This is a genomic window from Limnothrix sp. HT2024 (assembly GCF_059138625.1).
Genome location: NZ_CM181121.1, coordinates 1479892 through 1492426, shown reverse-complemented (window position 1 = coordinate 1492426; position 12535 = coordinate 1479892). Strand labels below are relative to the sequence as shown.

Genomic DNA, 12535 nt, shown 5'->3' with positions numbered 1-12535 from the left:
TGGCCCTGTGTTTTTAGCCCTGATTTCCTAGCGTCTCATGGGTCTGGCAATCCGTTGACTAGCAGTACGTTGGCCATTCACCCTAGCCGATCGGCAACCGACTGAGCAGCGAAAATACGCCGAATCCCACCAATAACGCGCCACTGGTGGGCACAATCCAGCCCGATCGGCTGCGCAGCGCCAAAACACTCTTCAAAGAGGCGGCAAACGTACCCACCAACACCAACGGCGACACATAGCCGATCGCATAGGCCAACAGCAGACCCCCACCCGCGATCGGGTCGCGTGTGGCCGACACCCATGCTAACAGTGCTGCCAAAACGGGCGTGCTGCAAGGGGAAGCCGCCAGCCCAAACGTTAGCCCCACCAAATAGGATCGCAGCGATCGGGGAACCCCCGTCGGCACGGGAATCCATTGCCCCAGAGATGGGAACTGAAAGGGCAACACCTCCAGCAGATTTAACCCCATCACGATCGCCACCCCGCTCACCAGCAACGGCAAGCCCCAGCCCACCTGGCCGTAAACCCGACCAAACCAGGCCGCCGCCACCCCCATCACTGCCAGGGTGGTGGCCAAACCCAGGGCAAACCAAAGGGATTGCACCGCCGCTGCCCAGCGCGATCGCCCATTGGCGGGTTCCGACTCACCGGAGGTGTCATAGCCTCCGAGATAGCCCACCGCGATCGGCAGCATCGACAACATACAGGGGGTCAGGCTGGTGAGCAGGCCCGCCCCAAACGTCACCAGCACACTCCCCAAACTGGGATGAGCCAACTGTGCTTCCACCAACGCCGTGGCCCACTGTGCCAGGTGATATAAACCCGTTTGTACTGATTCCCACACCTGCGATCGCCCTACTTGTTCAGGAACTGGCTGATTTGCCCTGGCCCAATGGCATGGCCCCATGGCCCACAGGATTAATTTTAGGGGGTGGATGGAAATTGCCGATCGCCCCAGTTGCCCGCTGCACGGATTAATCAACGGTGCTGCTCACTAGTCCAGCAACCAATCTATCAATCCCACTGGCTCCCAAATCAACACCACCCAGCTCAGCAAATACAGCCCGATCGGCAAAAACCGGTAGCCCACCGCTCCTCTGGACTCTGTTTTGGCCCAATAGCGCCAATGGGCCAAAATCGCCACCGCCGTCAGCACAAACCAAGGAATCAGGCTCAGAACTGTAAACCCCAGGGCCAAGCTTGCCGCCTGCAACCAAGCTTGATAAGCCGCGTCGTTGTGACCGAACAAATAAGGGTCATTGACCCAAGGCTGTGGCACTTTTCCTAAAATTCGGGTGGCTTGGAGGCAAGCCCCCGCTCCGGTGATCAGTAAGCTGATCGGGGCGATCGCCAAAATCCAATGAGCCACCGTCAGCCCCCGCCGCGCGATCGGGTGCATCATCACGGGCCGCAAATTCAGCCGAGGAAAAGATCGCATCCACTAAGACCCAAAAAACAAGTAATCAACTAATCAACAGCAACTGATAGCAATTAATCCAAAAACCAAATAGCACCCAATAACAAAAATCAGCGATCAATTAATAACAATCAACCAACAAAATAGGCTGGCCGGGTAACCCGACCAGCCAGCAAGCTTAGGAACGCGCAGACAAAGCGGTTGCTACTGAACCACCAATTTCACATTGGCATTTTGCAGCCCAGGACGCTTCACCTCCGCCAGCGTCTTATTCACCGCATATTTTTGGTTGATCGAATTGATCAACTCCGTTTGGTTGTGCTTCTTTGCCACACCCCACAGATCCGCAATCAGATCGTAGGAGCCGTCAGCATTGCGCGACCAGCCCAGGTCATATTCCCCTTCCAGGATCGCCACCAGGTCAGCGCGAACCCGTTGGCCGTTATAGCCACGCACATCGGCGCTGGTTTTGGTTTGAATGCCCAGGTCGCACAGGGATTGGCGCAGGATTTCCACATCAGTAATCTTGGTGCGCAGGGTGCTGAAGTGAGACATGAGGGTTTCCTCCTGTGGATGGAAATTGCGTGAACGACAACAACTAGGGGTTCAATGGCAAGCACGAAGTTGGGAGGCTTCGATGCTTGGTTTCAATGCGCTAGCCAACCGGGGTTCCAGATGCTGAACGGGTTGGAACTGGGGGGCTAGCCCTCCTCCCGTTGGGAGACGGGAGAAAGCTTGGGGGTCACCACTCCTGGCGGATGTAGTCCGCAACAGCAGCGGCGGCAGGACGGGCGCGCTGGCGGGCCCAGTCGCGTAATGCCGTTACCTGCTCGGTCATGGTTCTCGACAGCGGCAGGGTTGCCTTGATCGCTGCGATGATGTCGAGTTGGGTAAACTCGCGATCTTGGGCAAAGGCTTCGTACATGGCCGCGAAGATGGCCTGTTCGATTTCTGCGCCGGAGAAACCATCGGAAACTTTGGCGAGCTGATCCAAATCAAAGCGGGAGATTTCAGAGCGCCGCTTTTCAAGGTGGATTTGGAAGATTTCGCTCCGTTCGTCCTGGGTGGGCAAATCGACGAAGAAGATTTCGTCAAACCGGCCTTTGCGCAGGAACTCGCCGGGGAGTCGATCGACCCGGTTGGCCGTCGCCATTACGAACACCGGGGACGTTTTTTCCTGCATCCAGGTGAGAAAGGAGCCAAAGATGCGGCTGGAGGTTCCTCCATCGGAGTCGGCGGAACCGGCGGAACCGGCGAAGGCCTTGTCCAGTTCATCAATGAACAGGATGACGGGGGAAATCGACTCGGCGGTTTTGAGCACCATCCGCAGGTTCTTTTCCGATCGCCCCACGGTGGAGCCGTCGTAGATGCGCCCCATATCCAACCGCAGCAGGGGCAAACCCCACAGCCGGGAGGTGGTTTTGGCAATCAGAGACTTACCGCAACCGGGCACACCCAAAATCAGCATTCCCTTCGGTTGGGGCAAGCCGTATTCCCGGGCCCGCTCGGTGAAGGCGTTGGAGCGTTGGGTGAGCCACCGTTTCAGCTCTTCGAGACCGCCGACCGATTCGATCGTCTCGTCTTCGTCCATGTATTCCAAAATGCCGTTGCGACGAATCAACTGCTGCTTTTCGGACAGGACAATTTCGACTTCCGATTCGGTGAGCTTGCCGGTGCTCACATGGGCTTTGCGGTAGACCTTTTCGGCTTCGTCACGGGTGAGACCGAGGGCTGCTTTGAGCAGTTTCTCACGGGCGATCGGGCTGAGAGGGCGCGATCGGGTCTCTTCGAGTTGTTCACCCAACACCTGATCCAGTTCGTTCAGGGTGGGCAAGGGGAAATCCAACACCACGACTTCTTTTTCAAGCTCGATCGGAATTTCCTGAACCGGCGACATCAACACGATCGTTTTTTGCATCCCCTTGAATTGGGCGATCGCGTCTCGCAGCCAGCGCTTCACCCCCGGTGAGTCGATGTAGGGATGGAAGTCTTTGAGGATGTAGATGCCGGGGTCGCGTTGGCGCACAATCCACTCGATCGCGGCTTCCGGCGAAACGGTGTTGTGTTGCGTCACCGTGCGGGGTTGACCATATTCCACCACCCCATGGGTCACCGTCCAAACAAACAGGCGGCGGGGTTGCGTTTTGGATTGGGCAAGGCGGGCGATCGCCTGTTCAGCGCGTTCCTCTTCATAGGTTAGGAGGTAAACCAGCGGATATTGCGCTCTGACCAGGACGCTTAGTTGCTCTTGCATAACCCTCGACCCATTCCGCTTGAGTTGGACATGCGATGGACTAGCTTAGAGACTGAAAATTGCTCTTTATCTAGCCCAACGTGATTAGCCAAAGTGATTAGTAAGTATCTAGCGAGTCCTGAGCGAAATCCTTAAGGGGCTAACCCGCAACCGGCACTGAAGCCATTTGGCAGTTGCTTCAGCAAGGTACAAGGTTTTCGCTGTTGGAGTCGTCCGTGTCGCCACTGGGAGCTTCCTCCTCGGCGGACTCCGGAGCACCAGCCCGAACCGTCAAGGCCCGTTCGATCGACAGTGTATCTTCGGCAAGAATGCCAGGCTGGCTTCCAAGACCAACCAATTCACCATCGCGCAGGACTGTGGAGGTTTGACAGACAGGGCAGCTATAGACCCGGTGGGTACGCCCGTAGGGTTCGCTGTGCTCGTCAATGACCTCAGGATGTTCGAGGTAAAAGGCCACGGCCCGTTCGACAATTGCGGACATCGGTTCCGACTCAACTGCCGCCCGGATTTTGAGTTGACGATGCAACTGTTGGGGGAAGTAGAGCGTGACTTTTTGCTTGTCCTGTTTGTCTTGCATATAACTACAAATGAATTACCCGGGTATGAATGTTAAGGTATCGGGGCAACGCTAGTCTGTCAAGACAGAAAGCCGTCTTGCTGTCTTTTTCGCAATCTTTCTTTACAAAAGATCCCGGACTTCACGGCTCAGTTCATGGCGCGAAAACGGGTTAATCGGTGATTGGGTGGAACTTTGAGGGCGATCGGCTGCGATACACTCAGCAAGGGATCAGTCAACAGCGATGTGATCGATGATTGACTTTCCCCTACCCACCCGATCGAGGAGTTAGCACCATGCTCGATGAACAAGCCAAAAAGACCATGCTCCGGAAAATTCCCCACGGCATCTATGTCTGTGGTGTGCGGGATCAGGCGGGCGAAGACGTGAACGCCTTTACGGCTAGTTGGGTCATGCAAGGCTCGTTTAAGCCGCCGTTGGTGGTGAACTGTGTGAATCGGGAATCTGGTTCCCACGCCATGATTGAAGCGAGCGGCGTGTTTGCGCTGACGGTGTTGGAAGCGGGCCAAAAGGATTTGGCGGCTCAATTTTTCAAGCCCCGTCGCCGGGTGGGCAACAAGTTTGAAGACATCGAGTTCTATTTGGGCGAGGCCACGGGCTGCCCAATTTTGCCGGACTCACTGGGCTATGTGGAATGCAAGGTGGTTGGCTCGATCGCCCATGGTGATCACACGGTTTTTGTGGGCGAGGTGATTGGCGCAGGCATCCACCGGGAAGGAGAAGCGCTGACCCTGGAAAGCACCGGCTGGAACTACGGCGGCTAGGTATGGCTGGGTTGACTCCCTGGCTGAAATTGGCTGGTTTGGTCAGCTCGTTTCAGTTGGCCCGTTGTAGTTGACCCATGGATTTTGCCCATGGATATTGAAGCGGCTTGGCAATTTTCGATCGAACCGCCCCCGGCGGACTGGGTGGCGGCGGTGCGATCAATTCTTGATCGCCTGGATCCGGTGAAGGTAGACAACCCAAAGGCGGCGGATCCGAAAAGCGGTCGTTCACCGCAAGGCGATCGGGCCCAGTGGCTGGCCCAAGTGTTGTGGGAACGGGGTTGGCGTGATCCAAGCACCTTAGCCGGGTGGCTCTCGGCGGCGTACTATCAACCCACGGGGCCAGAGGGGTTTGGCTCCGAAATGGCCAAGGCGATCGCGCGGCTGGTGTTGGCCCATGAACGGGGCGATCGGGTGGCCATTTGGGGGGATTTTGATGCGGATGGCGTGACGGCCACGGCGGTGCTGTGGGATGGGTTGGGGCAGTTTTTTCCCCAGGGCGATCGGCTCACTTACTTTGTGCCCGATCGCCTCAAAGAGTCCCATGGCCTATCCCGATCGGGTCTGGAGGCCCTGGCGGCGGCCGGTTGGCAACTGATCGTGACCTGCGATACGGGCAGCACCAACCTGGCGGAGTTGGCGATCGCGCGGGATTTGGGCTTGGAGGTGATTGTGACCGATCACCACAGCTTGCCCGACCAACGGCCGGATTTGGTAGCGTTGGTGAACCCCCGCACCCTCCCGGCCGATTCGCCCTTGGCCAGCCTTTCCGGCGTGGCGGTGGCTTACAAATTGGTAGAAGCCCTTTACCAAGCCTTGCCCAGGGTTCCCCAACAGCCCCTCACGGCCCTGCTGGATCTGGTGGCGATCGGGCTAATTGCGGATTTGGTGGAACTGCGGGGGGATGCTCGGTACTTGGCCCAAGTGGGGTTGCAGCATCTCCAAAAAACCGATCGCCCCGGATTGCAACTGCTGCTAGAGCGATGCAAGAAAACGGGCGATCGCCCCTCCGATATTGCCTTTGGCCTGGGCCCGCGCATCAATGCCGCCAGTCGCATCTATGGCGATGCTCACTTTTGCATTGAACTGCTAACCAGTCGCGATCGCGATCGGTGTCGCCAATTAGCTGACCAAGTGGAAGCGGCCAACAGTCGCCGCAAAGCCCTGCAAAATGACGTGCTCTGGCGGGCCCGATCGCGCCTGGCCGCCGCCGATTGGTCCACCACCGCTGTGATTGTGTTGGCGGAAGCGGGTTGGCCCTTGGGTGTTTTGGGGTTAGTGGCGGGTCAACTGGTGCAGGAATTTAACCGCCCCGTGGTGTTGCTGACCCTGGAAGGCGACATGGCGAAGGGATCCGCCCGATCGCTCCCGGGCCTGGATTTTTACGAAGTCCTGAAGCAACAAACCCATTTGCTCGATCGATTTGGGGGCCATCCCCTGGCGGCGGGGTTGGCCTTGCCGGCGGCCAATTTGGATTTGTTTACCCAAGCCCTGGAACGGGAAGTGCGTCAACGTTGCCCCGCCCGATCGCCCCAGCCCATCACGGCCGATTTGACCGTAACCGTGGCAGACTTGCTGCTCGATCGAGGACGGGCCCTGTTTCAAGCCCTGAAGTGGCTGGAACCTTGCGGCATGGGGAACCCGGCCCCGCGTTTGCTGATTCGGCAAGTTCGGTTCCAAAATCTGCAAGTCCGCCGCCTGCACCTGGGATCCCAAAAATTGCGGTATCTCTACACCCGCTTTGAAATTCAGGATGACTCGGCCACCGAACCTTTCCCGGGCATTTGGTGGGACTGTTTACCGGAAGCCATTCCCAAGGGATCCTGTGACTTGGTGGCGGAGTTGGATTTCAATGCCCGCGATAAGTGCTATCAATTGCGGCCCTTGGCAGTGCGCCCAGCCGATCGCCCCTTGGTGCGCGATCTCGCTGGTACGATTCCCGTTTGGGATTATCGGCAAGGGTTACCTGCCGCCGACTTGCCATCGCCCGCCGAGATGTTGTGGGTTGATCAATGCCCGACCCGTTGGGAAGACTGGCAGCAAATCGCCCGCCAAGCCCTGGACGATCAACGCCCGATCGCCCTGACTTATCAGCCGACTTTGGAACCCAGCCCCGATCGCACCTGGCAAACCCTGTTGGGGATGGCGAAATATCTGAGCCGCACTGGCCAAACCGTCGATCGAGCATTGCTCGCAGAGCGATTAGCCCTCAGCTCCAGGGCAATTGAACTCGGCCTGGATGCCCTAGCGGCGATCGGCCTGAACCCAATTGAGCAGGATGGCCACCTGAGGTTTCAACCCCAAGCTCCGGACGGCATGGAAACCGAAGCGACCAGCCGATCACGGGCGATCGCACAATTTTGGGCGATCGTCCAAGAAGAGCGCTTTCACCATCAATATTTTGCCACCATGTCTCCAGCAGCACTCCAGGATCTGGATCCGCGCCTCCAAGCCCGTTGATCACCGTTGATCGCAAAGTGAAAAAGATGGGAGTTCAGCCAGTTGCAAACCCTACTAGCGCGACTGCCTTAACGTGATATGCCAAGTCAACTGACTGTTATCGCCACCAAATCGTTAGGCAGCAAGGGGCTTAAGCCCCTTGTTACCACGACTGCCTTTGCCGTTTTGACCCAATAAATTAAGCCTGCTGTGCTACTACTCTCCAATCAGCATGACAGCTCCTGTTTCCAGGCCACAGAAGATCCGTTTGCCATCGGTGACCACCGCCCGGCCAGGCGCTGGCAGGCTCAGGGTTTTTAGCGGGCGATCGGTCGATAGGTTCCAAAACTGAAGTGTGCAATCATCCCCCGTGCTGAGGAACCAAGTGCTGTGGGGAGCAAACGCGATCGCTCGCACTGGCCCTTGATGGCCCTGTAACAATCGGGTAGTGGGTTTGGGGGAGGCCAGGGATAGTTGAATCGTCGCTCCTTGGGCTAGGGCGATCGCCCGTCGATCGGGACTCCAGGCCAAAGCATTCACCGGTTGTGAGAGTGACCATCGCCGCTGAATTTTGGACTGTTGTAAATCCAGCAACTGTAGCCCGCAGGACTGCCCGCCCAATAATGCCGCTCGACCGCAGGCACTAATTACAGCGTTCAAGTCAGATCCCTGTGGTGCGGGTACTTCCGAAGATCGCTGTAGCTCGATGGCTGACCATCGCAAGGTTGATCGCCCCGCTTTCAAGTCCCAATGGCAAATTGTTCCTTGGGTATCAACACTCCACAATCCAAACCCGTCAGGTGCAAACCTCAAAGCGTTAATCCCGGCCCCAAAGTTTAACCACCGTTCATCCAGTGTTGCCCCCACCCGTTGCCGCCGACCATCCCAAATCCAAATCACACCATTGGCGGAGCCGATCGCCCACAGATACCCATCCCGACTCACCGCCAGTGCCGTTAGTTCTGCCTCAAATTGCCGTGATTGTGACCCGTTTGCCGCAGCATCAAGGCCCTGTACTTGCAGCCATCGATCATGGCCGATCGTTCCTAGCCGTAATCCCGAAGCTTCCAAGTCCATGGCGATAACTGGGCCCTGATGGGTCAAGATTGGCCCACGAACGGTGCTGAAGCGATCCACCATGGATTCGGGGGTGTTGGTGGCCGGTGGTGCAGGAGGGCGAGCACTAGATTTTTGGCGTGCCTTTTGATTTCGTTGCAGTTCCTGAATTTTTTGCCAATCTTGTCGAGCCAGATAATCAGACCCCTTGCGTTTGGCCACCTCATAGCGCAACTCATAGGCTGCTAAATAGTCCGGCTCTAGGCGAATGGCATCGTTCAAATAGTTCTGGGCCGCCGTGTAGCTCCCTCGGGCCATGCAGTCGATCGCATAGCCATAAAAAATTTGAGCAGGCGATCGCGCAGGCCCAGGCCGGGATGAGACCCGAACACGATTAGCCCTGGCTGTTGTGCCTTGGGCTGTGGCGGGTGATGGCGCTTGTGGAGGCTGGTTGGTTACGGGTTGAGTGCCGATTTGGGTCAGGTGCTCCCTAATTTGCTGATAAGCCGCATTAATTTGCTTGAGCTTTGCTTCTGCGATCTTGCATAGCTCCGGATCCTCAACAAATCGATCGGGATGCCAAACTTTGGCTAATTGGCGATAGGCTAACTTAACTGCTTCGATTGATGCATCAGCCTGAACTTCTAGCAATTGATAGCACTGAGTTAGAGTCAGTTGAGACACGCAGTGATCACCTCATCTGGTGTTGATGATCGTAAGGCGATTATCAATCAACTTCAAGTATTCAAGGAACTTCCATCAACTGGCCTGAATGCCTAACCTGATCAGCTAGTAAAGATTCAGTGAAATCATGGTACTGATCAATTAAATTCGATTAATTTTCGATCAAGCCAATCATTAAAACTGTCAATATATTGCTACCTAATTATGGTTGAACTGGCTTATAATCTTGACCATACTTCTTCTCGAACTATCCTCTAAAGTCGTTGCCTTTGAACTTGATTTTGAAAATTCTCTGGCTTGTAAGAGCTTGAATAATCAACCAGAGAAAATGTAGTTAAAAGGCAACAACTTTTGGGATTTGGATACTGGTGCTAATGACTTGCATTCATCAAGCATTGGCAAAATTGAAAACGAGCACTTGCAAAATTTACAACGAACTTGGGTTGAAACGGAAAGCGTGGGCTAGCCATCCGCAAAGCCAGAAGCAGCGTGATGATTGGTGGAACCTAGTGCAATCATGGGTAGCCAAACGGTGAACATGCTGCCTTGCTGTAACTCGCTATCGAGTTCAATTTTGCCGTGATGCAATTGAACGCATTGGGAAATGATGGCTAAACCCAATCCAGTGCCGGGGATGTCAGCGACGTTGGATCCTCTAGTAAATTGTTGAAAAATCCGTTCCTGATCGGCGCTGCAAATGCCGATGCCATGGTCGCGAACCTGCAAGAGTAGGAAGTTACTTTGTTGCGATAGAAAGACCTCGATCGCGCCGCCATCCGGTGAATATTTGACGGCATTGTCCAAGAGGTTATTGGTAATCAGCCGAAATAGGCGAGCATCGGCCCAAATTTGAGAATGATCTAGGCGATCGTGGATTGTGATGTGGCACAGGGCGGGTGCAATTTGTTGGCAACGATCGACCACTTCCCTCAGCAAGGCAGAGACATCTAGCCAAGCAGGTTCAAACCGCAATCGACCGGAATCAGCCTCAATTAAGACCGTGAGATCGTTAAATTCCGAAAGGGTTTTTTCCGCTAAACAGCCGATCCGTTTCAGGTAGGCTCGCTGTTGTTCGGCGGGCCAATGATCCCAAAACCGATCCATGAGTTGGGCATAGGATTGAATGGCTCCGATCGCGCTGCGGGAGTCGTGGAGGGCGATCGCGGCCAGTTGGTTGCGATCGATCAATTGCTGCTCCAACGACACCTGACAGCGCCGGGCTTCGCGATCGGCTAAGCATCGGCTGCTCACCGCATCGAGCATGGCCCGCCCTTGCTCGGGAGTCCAAGGCAAGTCCACCACGCCCCAAATGCCGCCATGGGTGAGGGCTGAAACCAACGGCGCGATCGAGGAGGGCAGGGGACGCATCACCACCACCAAAGAGGGCAGCCCCGATTGGCGATATAGCCAATCCACTAGTGCCAGCATCGGTTTCACCGTTTCCGGCATCACCAACAGCACCAACAGCTCCACCTTAGCCAGCTCACGCAGGGGTGGATCCGTTTGGGAGCGCAATTGAGCTAAAGAGTCGATCGTCCAGTGATCGAACAACACATGGCCAGACTCCTGAATCAGAGATTCCCAAATCGGGCGCTCTGAAGTTTCATGGCCTCCAACCAGCGCCACAATCAGAGACTGTGACTCGGAAGGAACCGATTCGTGGTTGGAGCCGGAAGCCGTGGGTGGGCGATTGGGCACACTGGCCGAATTGGAAAAATTCATGAACACATGCTTAAACCTCGTCGGCGGCGATCGATGGCTGGCGATGCAACCCCATCCACCTAAACATCGAAACTTCGCTTCCGTAAATGCCAGATTTTAATTATCAACTTGCTGGGGGGATTCAGACCAGTTGAAGCGCTGCAAAACAGTCGTGAAAATCCCGATCGCAACGCTGGCAGAAACTCCCGCACCATTAAACAAAATGACCAATCCGGCTCTGTTTGCTTTGCACGAAGTTGGTTTGGATAGGTCGCGATTTTTCCGTTTTGATCGCCGGCCGGTGATGTCGATCAAAACGGAAAAGTTGATGCTTGTTGCCCCTAAATTCCAATCGTACCGCCCTTAGCTCCCGTGTCACCAGGGGATTGAGCAACAGAAAGGCTAAAAATGCGCCTGAATACCAAGATCCACCACTGAGGCTGAATTTCAGGCTGAAATTCTGGAGCGGGTTGCTGGAATGGATGAAAATTGACTGGGTATGGACTGGATCTGGATTGGATATGAATCTGGCACAACAGGCCCCAGACCCAAGCCGACCCCCATTTCAGGGGCCGGCGCAGCCGCCAGTGATTCCAGTTTGTCTTTAGAAGGCTGGGGTTTGCCAAAGTTGCGTTATGTCGTATCCCAACTCCCCTAACATGCGGCGCAAGAGCGGCAGGCTGAGGCCAATTACATTCATGTGGCAGCCTTCGATTTTCTCCACAAACAGACCGCCGCGCCCTTCGAGGGCAAAACACCCGGCGCATTGCATGGGTTCGCCCGTGGCGATGTAGGCCGCAATTTCGGCATCGGTGGGGGTTGCGAAATGAACACGGGTGGTGGCGGACTGGATCAACTCCCGATCGCTCGCCAAATCAATCAGCACATGGCCCGTGTACAGATCACCAATTTTTCCCCGCATTTGTTGCCAGCGCTCCATGGCCTCGGCCGGTGAGTCGGGTTTGCCATAGACTTCCCCATTCACCAACAGCACGGAATCGCAACCCAAAACCACGATCGAGCTGCCCAGTTCAGGGGATCCCAACAGGGACTGCCGCAGGGCCGGTTCCTGCCGCAGCCGATTGACAATCACCCGTGCCTTGCCCTGGGCCAGCACTTGCACCAGTTGTCCTGGATCAAAAACGGTGACGGAATCTTCATCGAAATCGCTGGGACAAACGATCGGAGAAATGCCCGCCATTTGGAGGAGTTTGCGGCGAGCAGGAGAGGCGGAAGCTAACACCAATTGCAAGGGGTTAGGCATAGTCTTGGTCAGTTAGTAATCGAAAGGTTAGGAGATGGGGTTGACGAGGGTGAATCAGGGGTTAATCCACGGATGAGGAAGCGGCGCAAGTTCGGGTGAAAGGGTGGCGGTTGGGCTTGGTCAGGATTGCCCAGACCCTACCAAGGAAACAGGGCAACAGCCTTGCCATTGCCCTGTCTAAATGATTGACGCGGTAGTGATCGATCGGTCGTTATTCAGTTGACTGCCATTGATTTGACTGCCATTGAGATCGATCGCCACTTCGCCACCGATACTGATCGCCACTATCGCCACTGATGATCACCATGAATGACCTGATCACCATGAAATTACTGTGAAATTACTGTCAAACTGATTGCCACTGAGTGTGGTCGATCGC

The 12535-nt window shown here is 55.6% G+C and carries 11 protein-coding genes; 3 read left to right on the top strand and 8 right to left on the bottom strand.

Features of this window, described 5'->3' with window-relative positions; translation table 11 throughout:
* Positions 1 to 82: 82 nt before the first annotated feature.
* The 5 genes from AC2IAX_RS06015 to AC2IAX_RS05995 form a co-directional block, all read right to left on the bottom strand.
* Positions 83 to 844 carry a cytochrome c biogenesis protein CcdA gene (locus AC2IAX_RS06015; protein ID WP_494390297.1) on the bottom strand — a complete coding sequence of 254 codons (762 nt, stop codon included), beginning with the start codon at positions 842 to 844 and terminating at the stop codon, positions 83 to 85.
* Positions 845 to 994: 150 nt separating this feature from the next.
* Entirely contained in the window at positions 995 to 1438 is a 444-nt protein-coding gene (locus tag AC2IAX_RS06010; RefSeq protein WP_494389766.1) for a hypothetical protein, read from the bottom strand.
* Between the two features lie 183 nt (positions 1439 to 1621).
* On the bottom strand, positions 1622 to 1972 hold the full coding sequence (locus AC2IAX_RS06005; RefSeq protein WP_099532151.1) for a DUF1257 domain-containing protein: 351 nt from the start codon (positions 1970 to 1972) through the stop codon (positions 1622 to 1624).
* Positions 1973 to 2159: 187 nt separating this feature from the next.
* Positions 2160 to 3671, bottom strand: a complete 1512-nt coding sequence (gene ycf46, locus AC2IAX_RS06000; protein ID WP_099532152.1) for a stress-responsive protein Ycf46 — start codon at positions 3669 to 3671, stop codon at positions 2160 to 2162.
* A 178-nt stretch (positions 3672 to 3849) separates the two neighbouring features.
* Positions 3850 to 4248, bottom strand: coding sequence for a slr0373 family blue light stress response protein (locus tag AC2IAX_RS05995; RefSeq protein WP_494389765.1), 399 nt, complete (start codon positions 4246 to 4248; stop codon positions 3850 to 3852).
* Positions 4249 to 4523: 275 nt separating this feature from the next.
* Between AC2IAX_RS05995 and AC2IAX_RS05990 the strand changes: the two genes are divergently transcribed.
* Both AC2IAX_RS05990 and recJ read left to right on the top strand, forming a co-directional pair.
* Complete coding sequence (locus AC2IAX_RS05990; protein WP_494389764.1) at positions 4524 to 5012, top strand: flavin reductase family protein; 489 nt, start codon at positions 4524 to 4526, stop codon at positions 5010 to 5012.
* A gap of 90 nt (positions 5013 to 5102) precedes the next feature.
* On the top strand, positions 5103 to 7472 hold the full coding sequence (gene recJ, locus AC2IAX_RS05985; RefSeq protein ID WP_494389763.1) for a single-stranded-DNA-specific exonuclease RecJ: 2370 nt from the start codon (positions 5103 to 5105) through the stop codon (positions 7470 to 7472).
* Positions 7473 to 7667: 195 nt separating this feature from the next.
* Here the strand turns inward: recJ and AC2IAX_RS05980 are convergent, their stop codons facing one another.
* Together AC2IAX_RS05980 and AC2IAX_RS05975 are read right to left on the bottom strand one after the other, a co-directional pair.
* Positions 7668 to 9191: a DnaJ domain-containing protein gene (locus tag AC2IAX_RS05980; protein ID WP_494389762.1), complete on the bottom strand. Its 1524-nt coding sequence runs from the start codon at positions 9189 to 9191 to the stop codon at positions 7668 to 7670.
* 462 nt (positions 9192 to 9653) lie between these two features.
* Positions 9654 to 10913, bottom strand: a complete 1260-nt coding sequence (locus tag AC2IAX_RS05975) for a sensor histidine kinase (protein ID WP_494389761.1) — start codon at positions 10911 to 10913, stop codon at positions 9654 to 9656.
* 151 nt (positions 10914 to 11064) lie between these two features.
* Between AC2IAX_RS05975 and AC2IAX_RS05970 the strand changes: the two genes are divergently transcribed.
* Positions 11065 to 11259, top strand: coding sequence for a hypothetical protein (locus AC2IAX_RS05970; protein WP_494389760.1), 195 nt, complete (start codon positions 11065 to 11067; stop codon positions 11257 to 11259).
* Positions 11260 to 11496: 237 nt separating this feature from the next.
* On the opposite strand, the gene AC2IAX_RS05965 is transcribed toward AC2IAX_RS05970, so the two are convergent.
* On the bottom strand, positions 11497 to 12156 hold the full coding sequence (locus AC2IAX_RS05965; RefSeq protein WP_494389759.1) for a Maf family protein: 660 nt from the start codon (positions 12154 to 12156) through the stop codon (positions 11497 to 11499).
* Between the last annotated feature and the right edge of the window lie 379 nt (positions 12157 to 12535).